The organism is Oligoflexia bacterium, assembly GCA_034439615.1.
Classification (GTDB): Bacteria; Bdellovibrionota; Bdellovibrionia; order JABDDW01; family JABDDW01; genus JAWXAT01.
The window spans coordinates 19518-38452 of record JAWXAT010000070.1 but is presented as its reverse complement, the minus strand read 5'-3'; the positions used below and the strand labels follow the sequence as shown (position 1 = coordinate 38452).

Genomic DNA, 18935 nt, shown 5'->3' with positions numbered 1-18935 from the left:
GCACATTATTCCATTTGCTTTAGGGGGAGCTTCAACACTCGATAACCTTACACTACTTTGTTCAAATCACAATAAACTCAAAGCACTTCACACATTTGGCAAATCGACAATGGATCGCTATTTGGAGAGTTGACGATCAATTACTCAGCCACTAGAGTAAATATACGCTCCACACAATTAAGCTAAGACAAGGGCCATCAGTGAAAAACTTCATCATTCGAACAATCACAATCATCATTTACCTTGCAGTCATTCCCCAACTCGCAATGGCCGCTGCTGATCCAACTTTATTTGGTGGCTTTGGTAAAAATGTAGGTGATTCTTTTACTGGCACAAATCTTTTACTTCACGGTGCTGCGTTTGCATCAACAGCATTGATCATTAATCGTGGTTATGATGCTCGTGTGCGCGATACTTTTCGGCATAGCAAAAATGAGGCGGCATTTCCTGGAGCAGTGTTGGGTTCTGGGTTGGGGGCTTTGGGTGCGGCCACTTGGCTTTATTATTCACGTGACTCTGCAAATGATCGTGAAAATATGGGTGGGATCTTTGCTATTGCTCAAGCATCACTTATTACAGTTTCATATATTATACTTCTCAAATTTACTACGGGGCGAGCGCATCCAACAAACAATTGGCCTTTAAGTTCGCAAGAACAAAGTGAACAATTTCAATTTGGATTTTTGCGAAACGGGCTAACTGCTTACGGTTGGCCATCGGGTCATGTTTCGCACACTGTTGCTGTGACATCAGCCCTTGCTCACTATTACCCAGATAAAACTTGGCTTAAGTGGTTTGGTATCGGGCTTTCATCGTACATGCTCTATACCGTGTCGGCTTATGATTCAGGTCAGATGCATTGGTTCTCAGACGGAGTAGCTGGCGCATTTATGGGGTATGCTATTGGTTCTACAGTCGGGAAAAACTTTCGCAGCGAAATTAATGGATCCCCTGAAGTCGCATCAACAATAAGTTTGATACCCATGATTACTTCAAATCACTATGGTGCAATTGCCACTTTTGCTTTTTAGAGATATTTTAAAACAATCACTATGGTGCAATTGCCACTTTTGCTTTTTAGAAATATTTTAAAACAACAACTTTAACGCAATTGCCACAGCTGGTTTTTAGCGGATTTAATTAATCGTCTTGGTTTAATTTCTGTAAATCTTTTTTCTGATCTTCCGGACTTTTTTGGCTATTAAGAATTTGATTCACGCGTGTCATGTGATTGGGGTCATCAACAGTCATTTCGCGAAGTGCTGAGCGAAATTCATTTACAGTTAATTTATCTTTTATGAACTCTAAGCAGGCTACGCACATAAGATGTCCTCACACACAATGGGTAAAAAATTATTTTTGTTTTTTCTCAATATTAATTGCAAACTTCTTAACACCAGCACCTTTAATAATATCAATGACAGTGATTACTACTCCGTGTGGAGTTTCTTTATCTGCGCTGATCATTGCTTGCATTTCAGGTTTTGAAGCCACAAGTTTAAGTGTTTCTGATTTTAAACCATCTTCACTCACTGCATTTCCGTTGGCGAAAATCTGACCCGCTTTACTAATTGTAACGGCTAATTCTCCTGGAGAACTTTGATCCGCACTTGCGGCTTTTGGTAAATTCACATTGATACTAGGTTTCATGATCATGGGAGTGGTCACCATAAAAATGATCAACAAAACAAGTGTTACGTCTACGAGTGGAGTGACGTTAATTTCTGAAATTGGATTATCATCATTATTATTAAAAGAACCGCCCATTATCTCGCCCCTTTTTCTCGTGCGTAAGCTAGGCAGAGTTGTTTAATACTTTCAGCGCTACTTAAAATAAGTTTCACTTGTTTTTGGAAATAGTTGTAGGCAACAACTGCGGGAATCGCCACGAACAAACCAACTGCTGTTGCAACGAGTGCTTCAGAAATACCAGCCATTACAACACTTGGATTTCCTTGACTGCCTGCTAGATCAGCGAATGCGCGTACGATACCTAAAACTGTTCCTAACAAACCAATAAATGGAGCATTTGCACCCAATGTTGCCAAGAAACCAAGATTTTTTTCTAAACCTTGTTTTTCCATCAACATGTATCCATTCATGATTTCTTCAGAAGATTTTCCACCTTTTGAAATATGTCTAATGGCGTGTGCGAGCATGCGGCCTTCAACGGCGTCATGGTTACGCGATAGATCGTCGAGAATTGAGAGATCATTTGCTTTAAGTGCTTCTTTTGCTCGCTCTCCAACTTTTTGACTTGTGTTTAAAATTCCGCGAAGTGCGAAAAATCTTTCGATAATGACGGCTACTGAACAAACTGACAAAATAATTAATACATACAAAATCCATTCAGAGCCACCGGTTGTTACAGCTAAAAGTTTTTGTGTGAGCATTTTTTATGATCTCCTTCGAAGATGAAATGATCTAAAAAGTTTAGCAGTCTCGCCTAAGGACGAGAAATAAAAAATGATGACGCACCCCATCTTTAATTATCTTCGATAACTGGTCTTCTGACCTCTCAGTCAAAACTGCTAGGATTAAAGTATGGGAGTTTTGAGACTCAACAGTGACTCGGCCGAATTCGGTCGAGACACACCCTGGTGGGGTGAGTACTTAGCGCAATATAAACAAGCATCTCGCTATGTGCGAGGTATGCGTGTGCTTGATATTGGCTGCGGACGTGGTTTTGGATCACGATTTTTATTCGATAACGGCGCCGTCAGCGTTACGGGAATCGATCTTTCCAGTAGTGATATTTTAAAAGCACAAGAGGTTTACGGACGCGATGGCGTAGGTTTTGTTGTCGCAGATGTCAAAAATCTTCCTTTTGCTCCAAAAACCTTTGATATGATCACTTGTTTTCAAGTTATTGAGCGAATTCCATCAATTGATCAAGCACTTCAGCAGGTGGCGCGCGTGTTAGCACCAAACGGCGTAGCTTTGATATCGACGGTGAATCGTAAACGCTTTTCTGAACTAACTGAAGCTCCAGTCGAGCGTGAACATATCCAAGAATACGATTACGAAGAGGTAAAACAGCTCCTTAAGCGAAGTTTTTCGACTTTTGATATTCAAGGTTTGTTTTGCACACGCCTTATGGGCCCAGATCTTTTAGCTGGAGGCAATAAAACTCTGGAGTTTCTTCGTAATCGGTTCGAAAATCATATTCCATGGAAGCTAAGAGACGTAGTAGCGAAAAAAGTTTTTGGAGTATCGTATTATCCCGACGAAACAGAATATGTTCTGCGTTCAATCGGAGTTCAAGAGGCTTCCATATTTTATTCCGTCTGCAGAAAATAATCTTAACTGCGTTATTATGTAGCGCTTGCGGTTCAAGTATACCCCAAGGTGCTGGAAGTATTCTCATCATTAGTATTCCGGGCTTACGCGCAGACGCTCTTGATTGTGGTACATCAAATGATTCAATTACACCTCATCTCGATATTATCTGTGCTGAAAGTGTACGCTTCACTCATGCGTACACGCCTTCATCGCTTGTAAATCCTGCTCTCGCTTCAGTGTTAACGGGTTTGTATCCTTCAGAACATGGAGTGCATCGCAACGATGCGAGTCGTTATCTTGAGGGTGTAAAAAGTGTTCCGCAATGGGCTACAGAATTGGGGAGAGAAACTTTTTTAGTAAGTGGTGGAATTCCTGTTTTAAGAAAAGTTGCAATCAACCGAGGTTTTGATGATTTTGATGACTCTATTCGCACAGACGGAAGCTTTTATCGCCCAGCTGATAAAGTAGTTAAGAGATTTTTAGATCTCTTAGAGTTGAGATCGGTTGGTGGAGTTCCATTTTTCACGCTTCTACAAATGGCTGATCTTTCTTTTTTTGATATTCCTTCTCCAAAATCAAAACAGCTAGAGGGCCGTGAAGGTGCCTATAACGGTAAACTTCAAGAAATCGATGAAGCTATCGGAAAGTTGAGAGGTGTGTTTAAAAAAATGCGCGTGTGGGATCAACTCACTGTCATTATCGTGGGCCTTCAAGGTACGGTCAAAACTGAACACGAAGGTTTATCGAGTGGCTTAAGTCTGTATGATGAAATTATTAGAATTCCATTGGTTATAAAACCAAGTCGTAAAGCTCGTGATTTAAGCCCTTCATGGAAGGTTGACACACCCGTAACACTTGTTGATTTAGGTGTTAGCCTTTATAAATTATTGGGTGTGACAACTCACAAGCAAAGTGCATTTCCTGTTATCGATATACTTGATGCGCTTGAGGGTAAGCCGCTTTTTGATGATGATCGTCCACTATTTGCAGAATCAGATTTGCCAGCTTGGCGTGGGTGGGGGCAAAAACTTGTAAGTATGAGAATTGGCGAGTGGGTTTTTTGGCCGGGTAATGAGCCAAAATTATTTAACACTTATACCGACAGACTCCAGTTGCACAATCTTTACGCAAAAGATTATAGCACTCAACAAAGGCTTCAAATAATTTGGAACAAATATCATGATGCCTTGAAGATCAAAGAGATCGACGGTGTGCCAAAGCTGCTTCCTTATTCAATGGGAGAAAAACTCAGAGTAGCTAGAAATATTTTTTCACGAACTGTTACGATTGATGCAAAAATACGTGATCTGAGTGAATTAGAACTTAGGCGTGCCGATGATTGGCAGGTACTACAGTGGCAAGTAAGCATTTTAGTTGAGAGCCGGAACTGGCCATTACTAAATCAACTTTTGCGTAATAAAAAATCACATACTCCCAAAGAAAAAACAGAGCTCAAAAATTGGTTAACCTTACTTGATCTTCATTTTTTAAAAAGTAAGGGTAATCGCGATACAAATGATTCTGACCTTAACTGTTTATTTCTTGCCTCAAGCTTTAAAAATTTGAGTCTTTTGGAAATTGAAGCCTACGATAATCAAAAAATATGTAGGGATAAAGAAACTCAAAGTTGGGTTCATGCGTTTGTTGGCCATAAATTAAAGAAGAAAAAAGAAACCACGATTTTTTTTGAAATAGCTAAAGGCATTACAGATAAACGCCTTGAGCGAATCAACTTAGCAAAAAATTTCTGGATGGCCGGAGCTGAATGGGATTTCAACCCTGAGTTACCAAGCGGGCCTTCTGTGTTTGATATGTTTTTATCATTAGTTGGTAACCAAGAATTTGTTGAGTTTACTAAGCGAAAACAAGCGCTTTGATTTGAGTTCTTTTTTGCAATGTCTGCGCAATCTCTTTTAGTTTTTGCGGCGGAGTTTGCTTAAGTCCTGAGAGTGGTGGAACACGATCTAGGCTGTAAATATGTACAAGTTTGGGTTTGATGATTCCGACAACTTCGATCCAATCATCGACTTCACTTTGGATTGTATTGTCAATTGCCCCTTGAACGAAGAATGATTGTAAAATTACATCAGTTAATTTTTTTGTACCTTGAATGAGTTTAGAAATACTCATGCGCACCAGAGGCTCATCAACTTTTTGAAGCATGTCATCGTTGCCAGCGTCTAGTTTAATCATGCGGTCATCGAGAAGATTCATTCCTTTTATAATCTTCCCATTATCAAGTGTTGAGCCATTACTTAAAATTCCAACTTTAGATTTATGCGACAATTCATCACGTATTTTTTTAACACATTGAACCGCTTCTACAAAATCTGGATAAAGTGTTGGTTCTCCATTGCCTACTATTGAGAGAGAATCAAGTTCAACACCCTGTTTAGAAAGTTCTAGAATGTGCTTGCGAAGTGAAGTGTCTAGTTGCTCTATGGTCGGAAAGCCCGCTGCTTTTTTCATGAGTGATATTTTTAGTTTTGTAAAACCCAATTCACAATAGGGGCAATCAAAACTACAAATCTTCTCACCTGCACCTAGAAGATTAATGCCAAGGCTTGTGCCAAGTCTGCGACTTTTAATAGGGCCATATGTTATACCCCATTGCTCGGTAAGAGTTTTTAATTCTTCATATTCCGCAGTTTTTTGGGGAAACTCCATTGATGCTCCTATGATTCTTAGCAACTACAAGCTATCATTGTTGCATTGCGTTTTGGAATTAAAAACTTGCTAACCATTTAACCTCATATGAGGCTGAAACCATGAGGGTGATACAGACTTTTTTCATTTTATTCTTACTGTTACTTTCGTTGAGTTCTGAGGCTGCACAAACGAAATCTCGACGCTTCAAGGGCTTTCATGAAGGTCTTATAGGTGTAGGCTTACTTTTTGGTGAGCCGGCTTCATTTCGCACACATTATTTTACTAATTGGAAGAGAGCGTTTTCATTTTCCGGCGGTTATTCTTTCGCCCGAGTGGGTGTAGTGAGTCTTGATTATTTATTATACGGCTACACAGTGGAAGACAAAAGAAAGTCTGACGATTTTTGGAACTCCTTAGCTTTTTACGGTGGTGCTGGTGTGATGGGTGGAGGCGGACTCGGTGGCCATGCAGTTGAAGATCAGTATCAAATCGGATTACGCGCAGTTGGTGGGATTGAATATATATTTATAGGAAATCCGTTGAGCTTAAGAATTGAGGGTTCACCTCAGTATTTATTCAAAGGTAAAAATACTTTAGGTTTTGCCATTGGGCTTGGGCTTACCTACTACTTTTTTGATAATGGTCCAAGAAATAAACGTTTCGGTGGTGTCGAAGACTTTACAGAATTTGACTAATGCTTAAAGACTGATGGTGCTAATCCAAAATGGGACATCATTTTCTTTGGCTACTGCGATATTAAATAAAATTTCAAGAACCTGTGCTCCAGATTGATTCATTAAATTTTCTACGAAAAAATCACAAGGTACATGCGTTCGCGCTAACATAATAAGTATATCGCCATTTTGTGTGACAAGATTTTTTGTCTGAATTTCGATTTGTCTTTCAACACCTAAAAGCTTAGACGGTAATGGGGATTGATTGGGATAATCTAAATTGAGATCAATTGCTGATTCAAGTGTGAGAAGTTTGCCATCACGCAAAAGTAAAAGATGTGGCTGGCCGACTTGTACCCAACAAACTTCTGATTTATTAAAACCAATAAAGAGTGCTTCGCATGCTGATGTGTATATGGTTTTGTTAAATTTATCGAAGAGACCTTCGTTGGCGAGTAGAATTGCGCCTCTCAAACTATTAGCCACAGGGGAAAGCCCGGGAAGTCTTGCGTAAGCTGATGTGGCATCGGGGTCTGTTAAGGTTGAACCATAATAATTTTGAACCATCTGACACAGTTGAGTAGAAGCGTCTTTAGCGCCCCAAGGAGTCGTGATCATAGCTAGATTTTCATTGTGAAAATACACAGCTTCTACTGAGGGGCGTGCAATTTGACCTGGATAAGTTTTTTGAAGAATTGTCTTACTCATCTCTCATATTTTCCAAGCTTACTTTTTGCTTTTGGATAATAAGAATCATTAACCAATCCTGATTCAAGAATAATGCGCCATTTCTTTTTGGCAGATTCTATATTCCCGAGATTCTCTTCGATGACGGCTTCGGCATAGAGATTTTTTAACTCTAAGTGTGATTCGCGTTCCGCCTTTTCAAAGTAAAGTCGTGCATCACCGTTATCAGGAGAAAGTGCGAGAGCTTTAACTAGTTTTGAAATAGCATTTTTATAATCTTTTGTTTCAAGTGCTGCTTTGCCCTCATGCATAAGATGATTGCTCATTTCAAGCATGCGCTCTTTTGCCACTTTGATGCCTGTCTTAGCTTTTTGCTTTATATCGTCGCTGTCACTGAATGAGATGTTTGCAACTTGCTCAAAATTATTAATAGCGGCAGGATAACGTTTTTCATTAAACGCTTTTTTGGCATTTTCAAAAGTTCTGAGAGCTGAGCTTTTTCGTCGTGCTCGCGAGGCTTGTTCGTCTTTGCTGTTTTCCATTTGTTCTATGGCTTGTCGAGCCGTCATACTAAGGTTTTGAGCCCGTGAATTCTCAGGATCCATATCAGAGATTTGGCTTACACAGCTCTCAACTTGCCCATATTTTTTTGCACTGAGTATTTTCTCACACCCATCAAGAACGCTTGAAACTTTAGCTTGTAACTCCTCTTGATCTTTTTTTCTGCGCTCAGCCTCATCTTGTTGTTTTTTAATTTCCAATGCCTGTTGGCAGAGTGCTTGAATATTCTTTGAATCTTTATAAGTAGGTGTAATCTGAAATATCTTATTGATCTCAAGTGCTGCTAAGTCATATTTCCCGGTGGTGTACAGGCTCATCGCTAAATTATATGTGTCTTCCAAAAATCTCTTTTGCTCAGGAGAAAGTTTTTGAATATTAGCTGATTCAGATGCGGGGGCAGCTTGGCCAGCGGGGGTTCTTGGTGCGGGCTTTGGTTGTTCTTCATTTGTAGTTAAAACATAAATGCACCCAATAATTAAAACCAACGCAATAACTTTTATACGAGTATTTTTATTCTTCAGTGCACTTTTTTGTGACATTACGGGTTCATTAATATGGTCTGAGTAATTCTGCACGTCGTTTTGGTTCCAGGCGGCAGGGCTATATTGGGGTGAGATTTTTATAACAGCTACTTCAGTTTTATCCATGCCCATTGAAACCTGGTTCATAGCGGGTGCTTTTGCAGGCACATCCTCGGGCTCTCCGATAGTGGTCGGAAGATTTTCAAATTCAGGATTCATAAGTTCGAAGCGAAATATTTCTTTGCCAATTTTAATTTCGTCTCCACTTTGGAGTGCATGTGTTTTAACTTTAATGCCATTGACGAAGGTTCCATTGGGACTATCAAGGTCTTCTAAAACAAAAGTTGTTCCATTGTTTGTGAGAGTGAATTGACGACGACTTGCTTTTTCATCTTCAATCTTGATTGAGCAACTTCGACTGCGACCAGCATCAATAATTCCGCTCCCTAAGGTGATTTCTTCGACGGGTTCACCTTGACCATCAAGTCGCAATAAAACTGACTTCACGGCTATTTGCTGTAAGCTCGTTTTATCATCGCTAACTGGATCTTGGGCGGGTATTTCTACGCGTATTGTTTTATCTACAACTTCTTTGTCATCAAATTTAAATTCAAATGGTGAAATAGTAAATTGTGCACCTGAAGTGAGGCTGACACTTTCAATTGGATGGCCATTCACCATTAATCGGCCAAAACGCGATAGCACTTCTATATTCCAGTTATTACCATCAAATTTTAATTTAGCATGCTGACGTGAAACTTCAGCGTGATCCAAGCAAATATCACACTGACTCCCTCTGCCTAAGACGTATTCTTGGTCAGTATCTAAGTCTTTGCTAAATTGTAACGTTCCATTTAGGAACACATTAAGTTTTGCCATAATTATTTACTATTCATCATAATAAGTTTAATCGCCTCTAACCGCTTCGCTGCTAACTGGGCACTTTTACTTTGTGTATCACCGGCCAGTACAATAACGGTTTGATATTCATTTCTTGCATTTGCATAGCGTTGAATTTGAAAGTATTTTTCTCCACGCTCTAGTGTGGCTGTTACTGACTCATTGAGTTTTAATCGTGATTTTTCAAGGTAACGTTTTGCTAATGGGTGGCCAGGATACAGCGCTAATGACGCCTCAAAATTTTGTATAGCACGTGAGTAGTTTGTTTCGCGAAACTCTCTAAACCCTCTTTGGTAAAACGCTTGGGCTTCAGAATATTGTTGTGTGTCTTTTCCTTTTTGCATGATCTCTTTTTGGCGTTTTTCATTACTATCAATAGTATTTTCAATTGCTTCTTGTAGGGTTGATTCATCTTTGAGATTTATGGCTTTACGATTTGTTCCTTTGTTTTGCATGACAAAAAATAATGCAACACCAATAACCAATAAAACTCCAAACACGCTTGAATTTTTATTTGCACTCTGAACTTTTCCGACTCGCTTTGTTGGGGGTGGCAACCAACCCATTGACGAATTTACCGGTTGTGGAGGAGCCGCAGCCATCAACGCTGTGGTTGGAGAACCGAAAGCAAAATTTGTATCACCAATGATGATTTGATCTCCGAAATTCATGATACTTTCTTTGAGAATTTTACCATTCACGGCAATGCCATTTTGGCTTCCTAAATCTCTGATCCAATACTGGCCATTACGTTGTTCGATGACTGCATGATTTCGACTTGCTTTAGAGTCTTGTAAAACAACATCATTATCAGGGGCGCGACCAAAAGAGATTGTTTGGCCCACAAGCTTGTACGCGACTCCAGTTTCTGGACCACTCAGAATAGTCAATGTGATGGAATTTACGGGGAGCTTTGCTTGCGCTAATGCTGTCATGTGCTCCCTCCTTGAATTTTAATTGTACCAATGATGTAGCCGATTCCATCACCTTCTGCAGTCGCTTGAACGTCTATTTCATGTAGGATTCCTGAAATTTCGAGCTGACTACTGATGATTGAACCTGGTTGATTGCGAGCTTGGGCAACAAGATCTTCAAGATTAAGTTTAAGCGCTTGATCTTGAAGTGCCTCAAGACCTTGACCTTGAAGAGTTAGAAGTCTCATACTTGTTTTTTCTTCAAAAGCTGTATTCACTTGTAAAAAAATGCAGTTAGCATCAAGTGCAAATGCGGGGTCACTCACGATGCGCACAAAATTACTAGCCTCAGTTGCACGGTCTATTACTATTGGTTGTTTTTTGTTCTGATCATTTTCACCCATGCGTGTGATTGCACTGTTAACGTAATCGAGAAACTTTTTGAAAACATCAAAATCATATTTTGTTGTAAGAGTGCTTATCTCTCCGCGGAGTGCTTGATCCATTTGTGTGGTGACTTGTCTGATTGGTTCAACAAGTACTTGATAGAGTACAAAATAAAGAATGCCACCTAAGATAGAAGCGATAATCAAGATGCGTGCAAAAAGTGCGATGGTCGAACTGTAATCAAGGCTATTCATCTTATAAACTATTTGTGCATAAGCGACAGTGATTTGTTGGCCAGCTTCTGGTAAAAAAAGTTTTATGGGAACACTCACACCAATTGTTGAGCCATTGATTTGGTCTACATAGATCTCATCATGCTTGCGTGCACGTGCGACAAATTCATCTGATGAATAAGATTGTGCTTTGGTCAAGGGTGCAATGATGTGACCATCTTCACGAGAAACTACCAACGCCATGCTCACGCCATCTTCGGCCTCAGCGAAATCAGTGCGAATTGAAGATTCGCTTCCTGCTGCCATAGCGCGTTCTGATACTCCAGCTAATTGTCGTGCAATAGTGAGTGCTCGGCGCTGAGCTTCTTTTTGAACACCGTCTTTAGTTAATTGGGCCATAGGAATAGTGGCCAGCATTGTCACAAGAATTACAAACACCCCAATGAAACATGCGAGTATTGTCTTGGTTGAGTAAACTTCATTAATTTTGTAAACCCCAGGTAAAATTACTTTGTGAACATATGTCATAAAAATATCCACAAAATTTTTGGGGTCCGCAATTTGTTGTTCCGCTGGAGCTTGCCCTGCCAAAGAAAGTGGCGCAACATTTGGGTCTTGCAGCTGGTGAGGCATTTGTTGTTGTAGTTGCATGGGATCTTGTTGATAAGCCGTACTACTACCCCAAGGTTGTGTAGGGAGGCTAGTGTGAATTTGGTTTCTGATACTTTGAGTTGACGAGGCTAATTCCACAATAACTTCATGAAATGCAATACGATCACCTATCTTGATGATCTTATTTTTTATTTTCGCACCATTAACGAATGTTCCGTTACTTGAACCAAGATCAGTTAAGACGCACTTATCATCTTGCACTTCAATTTTAGCATGTTGTTTACTCACTCCAGTGGCAGCGAGTACGACATCACATGTTGGTACACGGCCAACGATATTCTCGCCAGTTTTGAGTTGGAAGCTTTGGCCTAATTGTGAGCCTTTTATTACTTTAAGCTTCAACACGGAGTGAGTCTCCTTTTTGTGTGTCAGTTTTTTTAAGAGTTCCTGCGGGTAATTCCAAACAATCGGTTTGAAAAATTAACGGGGCGATAATTAAACGCCAAGGTTTTACTTCGTGCGCAAGATGCTTTACTGTGCCTTTTGAATCCATAAAGGCCACATCAATGGTGAATTTCATAAAAAATGTATGAATAGAATTTCCACTACGCTTTAAAAGTAAACCATGACCATCGGGTAATGAGGTGCGCCCTAAGAGACCAACAAGACGCCCACTCATGTGCTTGGCTGTTTCTAAATTATCAACCAATATTTTATTTGTTCTGTTGTTAATTACTTTGGCCATAATCAATTCCCCATAAATTGGATGATGACGGGTCCAAACACCATGAGCAGCACCGCGGGTAAAATAAAAATAACTAGTGGAATAAATATTTTCTGAGAGGCTTGTGCACCTGCTTTTTCTGCACGGGTGAATCGCTCTTGTCGCATTTGTTCAGATTGTTGTCTTAATACTCCACCAATACTTGCACCCATCGCATCAGCTGTTACAAGAACTGCGATGAAGCTAGATACCTCGCTCATGTTTAAGCGCCACGCCATTGCGTTAAGGGCTTCAGAGCGTGAACTACCGAGTTTTAAATCTCGAAGTATTTGATTGAGTTCTTCGGCTAAAGCGCCGCCAGTCATTTTTTCAACAACTTTACTAATAGAGCCGATGAAATCTAAACCGGCTTCTGTTGAAAGTGCTAAGAGATCCACAACGAATGGAAGGTCTACAACTATTTGCGTGCGTCTCTCGTCTTTGATTCCTTTTACATAAAGATAAGGGTAGGCAAAGCCAAATAATGCAAAGGCAACAATTGCAATCCATGGATAACCTAAATCAAAAAACAGATTTAAAGTTGTGAGTAATAACGGAAAAAACACTCCTAAAAAATACTGAAGCCCAATGTATTCATTTTCGTTGAGTTCTTGGCTAAGGCCTGCAGCTTGTATCTCTCTTTTTATTTTTTCTTTTTTAGTCTTCATTTCATAACGACTTAAAATCGGAATCACTAAGCGATGAACAAGCGGACGCGCTAATCGAATAACACCTGACTTTGATTTTTGAGGAGCATCACCAGAAGCCCATGTTAGTGGTGAATTATTGGCCGTACTTAAACTTTCAACAATGGCAGACACAGCCAGATAAACTGAGAGGCCAATAAGTAATATTCCTAAAACTAAAAGAATATTGGGCAAAATCATGACAAATATGCTCCGCTTTTGGTAAACTCCATACCCATGGGAACAAAAAACTGGCGACTCATTTTGGCTTCTGCTTCACCCCAACGACTTAAGATACTTAAAGACGCTGGTTTTGAGTGCACTACTTTCCCATCCAACTCATCGGAATCATTCAATGAAAACCTGACTCTTAATGAAAATTTAAGTGCCATATCGAGAGAAAAGATAATCACCATATTGCCTAAGTTAAGTATTCGAAAACAAAAGGGAATTTTAATTTTAGGAGCAGATACTGTTGTTGTGCTTCGAAAGAAAGTTTTCGGAAAGCCAGAAAATGAGGCCGATGCTCGACGTATGTTGAGTGCTCTAAGTGGCAAAACCCATGAAGTTAAGACAGCTTTTTCGATTTTTTGCCCTGACCAGACCAGAGGTGTGACGCGTGTGGTCACAAGTCTGGTGAAATTCCGCAGGCTTTCAGAAAAGGAAATCAAGTGCTACATTGAGTCCAAAGAACCCTTTGGCAAGGCTGGAAGCTATGCCATTCAAGGTAAAGCAAAAGAGTTTGTCAAATACGTCGATGGAGATTTTCTCAATGTTGTTGGCCTCCCCCTCGCCGAGTTCAAAAGTGAACTCAGAAGACAACGCTGGAATGTCCGCGTTAGAAAACAAAATAAAAAGAGTTCACGAAAAAATCGCTGAGGCGTTTGCTCGTTCTAAATATAAAACTGAGCCCGTTACACTGATAGCCGTTTCAAAAAAACAACCTGCTGATACTGTTATAAATGCCGCAAGTTTGGGGCAAGTTGATTTTGGTGAAAACTATGTTCAAGAAGCTAGTAAAAAAATGGATAAAGTTGCGGCCGTTCTTGCGCAAACAAAAATTCAATGGCATCTCATCGGCGCATTACAAACAAATAAATCCAAGCACGTCGTCGGTAAATTCACCACAATTCAATCTGTTGATCGTATAGAACTTGCTAAAGCACTAAATGTGCGAGCCCATGATTTTGGTGTCACACAAGAAATTATGATTCAAGTGAAGCTTGGTGACGAACCCACAAAAGGCGGAGTTTTACCTGCTCAGGGTGCTGAGTTAATTAAAAAAATCGCACAGCTTGAAAACTTAAAAATTGAAGGCCTGATGGCAATTCCTCCTATCGAAGCTGAAGCTGAAGCTTCCAGAAAGTTTTTTATTCAGTTGCGCGAACTTAAAGAGCAATGGGCAAGTCTTGTTCCTCAAACAAGTGGCTCATTTAAACATTTGAGCATGGGCACAACTCACGATTTTGAAGTTGCGATTGAAGAAGGTTCGACAATGGTCAGAGTAGGGACTGCCTTATTTGGTTCGAGAGAGCATCTTGAGTCATGAGTTTTCGCTGGGGTTTTGTCGGTTGCGGAAATTTAGCACAAGCAATTATTGGCGGTGCACTTAAGACAGATTCACTTTTAGCCACTCAAGTTTCAGCTACAAATCGTTCTCAATCCAAATTAAAAAAATTTGCAAACGCTACAAGTATCAACATTTGCGTTGATAATCAAAAACTCTTAATGAAATCAGATGTCATTGTATTAGCAACAAAACCACAAGATCTTTGCAGCGTTTTAGAGGAAATTGCACCATTCATAACTAGTAAACACATTGTGATTTCACTTGCTGCGGGTGTGACAGCTAATGTTTTAAAAAAACATTTATCGTCGGCAAAAGCCATCTTTCGAGTGATGGCAAATACACCCGCTGTAATTCAAAAAGGTCTTTATGGAATATATCGAGTTAAAGGCAAAGATGAAGATTTTAAAACCGTAAGCCGTGTGTTTGAAAAAATAGGAACAATAGTTACGTTAAAAAATGATAAAGAAATAAATGCGATGACTGCAGGAGCTGCTTCGGGTACCGGTTTTGTTTTGCAGTTTATGCAAGATTTTGAAAAGTGGTTTGTCAAAAAAGGATACCCACGGTCTATTGCCAGAAAAGTTGCTGTTGAAACATTCTTAGGAACATCAAGTCTTGCCCAGCAGCGTCAAGAGCAAAGCCTTGAAGAACTCAGAGATGCAGTTACCAGCAAAAAAGGCACTACATTCGCTGGCCTAACGTCTATGAAAAAGTCAAAAGTAAGCCCAGGAATACAAAAAGCCCTCCAGGCCTCTTATTCTCGTAGTTTTGATATAGCTAAAAATTTGCGTCCGAATAGAAAATAGCCTTACAATTAAACATGGGGTTAAGCTTTGCCATTCTCAATTAAATGAGGCGGGCGCGCATTTTGTACAGGGAGGTATTGAATGAAAATTGCTCCAATAGATATCGCACATAAAACATTTTCCAGAAAACTAAGCGGGCTTGATACTGAAGAAGTGTCTGGGTTTTTGAAAGCCGTTGCTGAAGAAATGGAAGTTCTGATTCGCGAGCGAAATCAGCTCAAAGAACAAGTGCGAGAGCGTGACATTCAAATGATTGAATTCAAAGATCGCGACAAAGCGCTCAAAGAAACAATCATGACGGCTCATAAAATGACTGAGAATCTAAGACGCGATGCTGAGCGCGAAGCTTCACTTATTATCAACGATGCGCAACAACGAGCTGATGCGATTGTTCGCGATTCTCGTGATTCATTAAAGAAAACATATCAAGAAATCACTGAGATGAAGCGTCAAAAAATTCAATTTGAAATTGCACTTAAAAGCCTACTTACAGCTCATTTAGAATTGCTTGAACGAAATAATGGTTTTATTCCTCACATCGCGGGCCCAAACGAAGCTGCAATGGGTGGAAACACACCAAATATGCGTAATGGCAAACCGATTATTGAAGCTTAGGAAAACAAGCTAAGAGTTTCGAATTGTTCTCATAGTTCTTATTATCATAGAGCGCGTTAACCTTTTCAATATAGGATGGCAAGTCAGGTATATTTGCGGGCAAGAGATCCTCAGCGAGTACCTGCTTTGACTCTCTAGTTGAAAGATTTATCGTCGACCAAGATTTATTTCGATCTTCTTGAAATAAATATTTCGCAAGTCCATTGGCTAAAGGTCTGATACTCACTTTGGCCGTTTCTCTATTAATCGATAAAATCACTTCATATTCATCAGCTGTAACTTTTTTTGAAAGCCAATCATCACTCTCGGGTCTTTCATTGCTCACAAGAGCATCATATCGATCGGCTGGATGAAATTTTTTAAATGTTATGTCATTGATGATCTCTTTACCGGCAACAGCGCGAAAGTGATTTCGAAGAACTAATTCAAATTGTTTTTTAATTCGACCAAAAAGTTTTGAATATTTATACTCCTTATGAGTCCTAATAAAATTGTCATATTCTAAATCCATTCGAACGTCAGTGATTTTTTTAACCGCTTCATTTGCATCATACTCCGGTGACATTTTAAATTCGCGAGTTGCAAGTTGTTGTTCTGTAAATACTACGGGTTGGGGTAGTTTTGAAATGAGCGGTTGATATTTTTTTGCAATAACAGCTGCAGCTTGAAGCTGTGTCCATGTGAAGGGGCTGCTTTGTTGAATGAGTAATTCGCCCTGATTTCTTGAATTTTCCATTGCGGCTAAGAGCTCATCCCCAGACTGAGGAGGTGATTTTTCAATTACAAAGTAGTTGTTTCGAGTCTTGATAAAACTTTCAACAAAATAATTATTTGTCACTCGATACCTGTGTTCAATAGCGCGTCGGATATTTTCTAATAAAGACAGAGGTGTAGATGTATCCACAGGTTTTCGTTTCCAGAATTTCCAAACCGGAATTTCTTCTGCTACTATATCTGCGCGTGAGAGTAAAATTTCATTGGCGATTTTTACAAGATATTCATTTTGCTTTGTGAATATTGACGAATAAATTTGAAGAAAGGCTTCTCTGTTAACTTTGTAACTTGCACTGTAGGTTTTGTAGGCATCACTTAGTTTTAACTTTGATGCGGCTTTATTATATTTTCCATTAGCATCGTATTTAGAAATCACAACTTTCTCTGCAGCAAGTGCGCAATAATCAATCGGTGGAGGTGGTTCTTTGGGAGCGCGAGGTGTACGACGTGTACCCGCAGACGCTTGGTCAAATGTGATGGCCACAATAATAGCTAAAAAAGTAGAGATGATACGCAAAGTAAATCCTCCTAAGACCATGTCAGTGGTTACTAATAGCAGGGCTCGTACCAAATTTGTTTAAGTGGTTTCAGCTAGTTAGCGGGTCAGTGGTGTCTATCATGTAGGCATATTTTAAAGTGCGATGACGTTATTTGTATTTTTTCTGGGGGTCTCCGGCTGTGGTCTCCGGCTTGAATTGCCTGTTCACTATGATCATTTTCAGCTATTTTTTCTGAAATAGGAGAGGTCTATGTCATTTCAAATTAAATTTAGTGCCGCGATTTTGATTTTACTTATCTTGCCATTTCAAATGAAGGCTGAAGAGAAAAAACCAGAAACTATTTATCTGTTCGGTAAAAAGCCGATTCAGCTCGAGGCAACGAAGGACGGTATTAAACAAAATAGAAACCCAGGTTTTGTCTGTGAATTAAAAGCAAAAATTAGTGGTGAAAAATTCTCAGAATGGGGACAGACAGAAGAAGATGCCCGATTGATCGTTGCAAAAAATTGTTCAGATAAAGCAGGTCTACTTTTATGTAAAAAAGAAAATGCCACCTGCATACAGGATAAGTGAGACCCAATTGCCTTTTTGACCCTACTCAGTCATAGTGCACTGATGATACAAAAACCATTATTACGTGGGTACTTACATCAAGAAGCTTTTTTTATTGCCCTTGGTGCATGTATTCTCTTGATTGCAAAATCTGGAAATACAATTTCATTTATTGCTAGTCTTGTATATTCACTTGGTCTGCTTCTTCTATTTGGAATTAGCGCTGTTTATCATCGTAAGCACTGGGTGAAGGCCCCGAAATGGTTCACAGCACTTTTTTATGTGAGCGTTGGTTGGATTGCACTTCCTTACTTTTCAGAAATGCACGCAACCCTCGGGAGTGCGAATATGGCGCTGATTGTATCGGGTGGTGTGGTGTACACCGTAGGTGCGGTGTTTTATGCTTTTAAAAAACCCAATCTTATTCCAAACGTTTTTGGTTATCATGAACTCTTTCACCTCTTTACTATCATCGGTGTCGTACTTCATTTTATTGTCGTGTATCAACTGATCAAGACATGATGTTTAAAATAATCGCTGATCAAATCGAAGCTTCCGGGTTTTCTGTTTGCCCTGATTTTCTAACAGCAGAGGAACTCAGCGAGGTGTGCTTGGATCTTGATGCTCAAAGAGAGGCAGGGAGATTTCATTTCGCCGGCGTGGGCCATGGTGTGGCCCATATGGTAGATCAAGAAATTCGTCGAGATGAGATTTGTTGGCTCGATAGAGTGATAGCAAACAAGGTGCAATTAGCATTTTGGAAAAGTACGGATCTTTTAAAAGATGTTTGTAACGGATCACCTCTGTATTTAGGTTTGGATGAATTTGATGCTCACTATGCTATTTTTCCAAAAGGCGGTTTTTATAAAAGACATAAAGACACCTCTCGGAATAACAAAGAAAGAGTAGTGACCTTTATTCTTTATCTTAATCGAAAATGGAAAATAGAAGATGGCGGTAGTTTAAGAATATTTGTCGATCCATTGAATCCTGATTCTTACATTCAGGTTGACCCTATCGGCGGCACGATGGTTTGTTTTTTGAGCGATGAGTTTGAGCATGAAGTCTGCACAAGTTACGCCGATCGTTTCAGTATATCCGGGTGGTTTAAGGCCAGCACGAAAAGTAAATCCTGGTAAAGCGCCAGAAAGATTCAGTAATCATAAATTTCATAATTTTATTTATGGTGAGGCATTTTTGAAATATTTAAAGCACTATTTTCTTTTTCCAAGTAAGTTCTGTACGGGTT

22 protein-coding genes are annotated in these 18935 nt (G+C 39.7%); 11 read left to right on the top strand and 11 right to left on the bottom strand.

Annotated elements, in window-relative coordinates:
• The first annotated feature begins 200 nt into the window (after positions 1-200).
• Positions 201-1031 (top strand): phosphatase PAP2 family protein, encoded by an 831-nt coding sequence (locus SGI74_14910; GenBank protein ID MDZ4678785.1) that lies wholly within the window; start codon positions 201-203, stop codon positions 1029-1031.
• A 109-nt stretch (positions 1032-1140) separates the two neighbouring features.
• On the opposite strand, the gene SGI74_14905 is transcribed toward SGI74_14910, so the two are convergent.
• From SGI74_14905 to SGI74_14895, 3 genes are read right to left on the bottom strand one after another with little or no spacing between them, the layout of a single operon-like run.
• Positions 1141-1323 carry a hypothetical protein gene (locus SGI74_14905; GenBank protein MDZ4678784.1) on the bottom strand — a complete coding sequence of 61 codons (183 nt, stop codon included), beginning with the start codon at positions 1321-1323 and terminating at the stop codon, positions 1141-1143.
• Between the two features lie 30 nt (positions 1324-1353).
• Positions 1354-1767, bottom strand: coding sequence for a biopolymer transporter ExbD (locus SGI74_14900; GenBank protein MDZ4678783.1), 414 nt, complete (start codon positions 1765-1767; stop codon positions 1354-1356).
• Positions 1767-2393, bottom strand: coding sequence for a MotA/TolQ/ExbB proton channel family protein (locus SGI74_14895; GenBank protein ID MDZ4678782.1), 627 nt, complete (start codon positions 2391-2393; stop codon positions 1767-1769). Before SGI74_14895 ends, SGI74_14900 begins: the two co-directional genes overlap by 1 nt.
• 151 nt (positions 2394-2544) lie before the next feature.
• Between SGI74_14895 and SGI74_14890 the strand changes: the two genes are divergently transcribed.
• Together SGI74_14890 and SGI74_14885 are read left to right on the top strand one after the other, a co-directional pair.
• The gene (locus SGI74_14890) at positions 2545-3300 is read left to right on the top strand and encodes a class I SAM-dependent methyltransferase (protein MDZ4678781.1); all 756 of its coding nucleotides are present in this window, start codon (positions 2545-2547) and stop codon (positions 3298-3300) included.
• Positions 3213-5159: a sulfatase-like hydrolase/transferase gene (locus tag SGI74_14885; GenBank protein MDZ4678780.1), complete on the top strand. Its 1947-nt coding sequence runs from the start codon at positions 3213-3215 to the stop codon at positions 5157-5159. The genes SGI74_14890 and SGI74_14885 overlap by 88 nt, the downstream gene beginning before the upstream one ends.
• Here SGI74_14885 and SGI74_14880 read toward each other — a convergent pair.
• The gene (locus SGI74_14880) at positions 5137-5949 is read right to left on the bottom strand and encodes a radical SAM protein (GenBank protein ID MDZ4678779.1); all 813 of its coding nucleotides are present in this window, start codon (positions 5947-5949) and stop codon (positions 5137-5139) included. The two genes, SGI74_14885 and SGI74_14880, sit on opposite strands and share 23 nt — an antisense overlap.
• A 101-nt stretch (positions 5950-6050) precedes the next feature.
• Between SGI74_14880 and SGI74_14875 the strand changes: the two genes are divergently transcribed.
• The gene (locus SGI74_14875; GenBank protein MDZ4678778.1) at positions 6051-6626 is read left to right on the top strand and encodes a hypothetical protein; all 576 of its coding nucleotides are present in this window, start codon (positions 6051-6053) and stop codon (positions 6624-6626) included.
• Positions 6627-6629: 3 nt separating this feature from the next.
• On the opposite strand, the gene SGI74_14870 is transcribed toward SGI74_14875, so the two are convergent.
• The 6 genes from SGI74_14870 to SGI74_14845 are packed head-to-tail and all read right to left on the bottom strand — an operon-like array spanning position 6630 to position 13070.
• On the bottom strand, positions 6630-7313 hold the full coding sequence (locus tag SGI74_14870) for a hypothetical protein (GenBank protein MDZ4678777.1): 684 nt from the start codon (positions 7311-7313) through the stop codon (positions 6630-6632).
• Positions 7310-9253 (bottom strand): FHA domain-containing protein, encoded by a 1944-nt coding sequence (locus SGI74_14865; protein ID MDZ4678776.1) that lies wholly within the window; start codon positions 9251-9253, stop codon positions 7310-7312. The genes SGI74_14870 and SGI74_14865 overlap by 4 nt, the downstream gene beginning before the upstream one ends.
• 2 nt (positions 9254-9255) lie before the next feature.
• A complete protein-coding gene (locus tag SGI74_14860; GenBank protein MDZ4678775.1) occupies positions 9256-10209 on the bottom strand; it encodes an FHA domain-containing protein in 954 nt (317 codons plus the stop codon).
• Positions 10206-11825, bottom strand: a complete 1620-nt coding sequence (locus SGI74_14855) for an FHA domain-containing protein (GenBank protein ID MDZ4678774.1) — start codon at positions 11823-11825, stop codon at positions 10206-10208. The genes SGI74_14860 and SGI74_14855 overlap by 4 nt, the downstream gene beginning before the upstream one ends.
• Positions 11812-12165 carry a DUF192 domain-containing protein gene (locus SGI74_14850; protein MDZ4678773.1) on the bottom strand — a complete coding sequence of 118 codons (354 nt, stop codon included), beginning with the start codon at positions 12163-12165 and terminating at the stop codon, positions 11812-11814. The genes SGI74_14855 and SGI74_14850 overlap by 14 nt, the downstream gene beginning before the upstream one ends.
• 2 nt (positions 12166-12167) lie before the next feature.
• Entirely contained in the window at positions 12168-13070 is a 903-nt protein-coding gene (locus SGI74_14845; GenBank protein ID MDZ4678772.1) for a type II secretion system F family protein, read from the bottom strand.
• Between the two features lie 36 nt (positions 13071-13106).
• On the opposite strand from SGI74_14845, the gene SGI74_14840 reads away from it, so the two are divergent.
• The 4 genes from SGI74_14840 (at position 13107) to SGI74_14825 (ending at position 15860) form a co-directional block, all read left to right on the top strand.
• Positions 13107-13748 carry a Maf family protein gene (locus SGI74_14840; protein MDZ4678771.1) on the top strand — a complete coding sequence of 214 codons (642 nt, stop codon included), beginning with the start codon at positions 13107-13109 and terminating at the stop codon, positions 13746-13748.
• Positions 13699-14418 carry a YggS family pyridoxal phosphate-dependent enzyme gene (locus tag SGI74_14835; GenBank protein ID MDZ4678770.1) on the top strand — a complete coding sequence of 240 codons (720 nt, stop codon included), beginning with the start codon at positions 13699-13701 and terminating at the stop codon, positions 14416-14418. The genes SGI74_14840 and SGI74_14835 overlap by 50 nt, the downstream gene beginning before the upstream one ends.
• Positions 14415-15245, top strand: coding sequence for a pyrroline-5-carboxylate reductase (proC, locus tag SGI74_14830; GenBank protein MDZ4678769.1), 831 nt, complete (start codon positions 14415-14417; stop codon positions 15243-15245). The genes SGI74_14835 and proC overlap by 4 nt, the downstream gene beginning before the upstream one ends.
• Positions 15246-15326: 81 nt before the next feature.
• Positions 15327-15860 carry a DivIVA domain-containing protein gene (locus SGI74_14825; GenBank protein ID MDZ4678768.1) on the top strand — a complete coding sequence of 178 codons (534 nt, stop codon included), beginning with the start codon at positions 15327-15329 and terminating at the stop codon, positions 15858-15860.
• On the opposite strand, the gene SGI74_14820 is transcribed toward SGI74_14825, so the two are convergent.
• Complete coding sequence (locus tag SGI74_14820) at positions 15847-17151, bottom strand: hypothetical protein (GenBank protein MDZ4678767.1); 1305 nt, start codon at positions 17149-17151, stop codon at positions 15847-15849. The two genes, SGI74_14825 and SGI74_14820, sit on opposite strands and share 14 nt — an antisense overlap.
• 232 nt (positions 17152-17383) lie before the next feature.
• Between SGI74_14820 and SGI74_14815 the strand changes: the two genes are divergently transcribed.
• Genes SGI74_14815 through SGI74_14805 form a run of 3 tightly spaced genes read left to right on the top strand, consistent with a single transcriptional unit; the run spans position 17384 to position 18825 of the window.
• Complete coding sequence (locus SGI74_14815; protein ID MDZ4678766.1) at positions 17384-17707, top strand: hypothetical protein; 324 nt, start codon at positions 17384-17386, stop codon at positions 17705-17707.
• A gap of 42 nt (positions 17708-17749) precedes the next feature.
• Positions 17750-18208: a hemolysin III family protein gene (locus tag SGI74_14810; GenBank protein MDZ4678765.1), complete on the top strand. Its 459-nt coding sequence runs from the start codon at positions 17750-17752 to the stop codon at positions 18206-18208.
• The gene (locus SGI74_14805) at positions 18205-18825 is read left to right on the top strand and encodes a 2OG-Fe(II) oxygenase (protein ID MDZ4678764.1); all 621 of its coding nucleotides are present in this window, start codon (positions 18205-18207) and stop codon (positions 18823-18825) included. Before SGI74_14810 ends, SGI74_14805 begins: the two co-directional genes overlap by 4 nt.
• Positions 18826-18935: the final 110 nt, after the last annotated feature.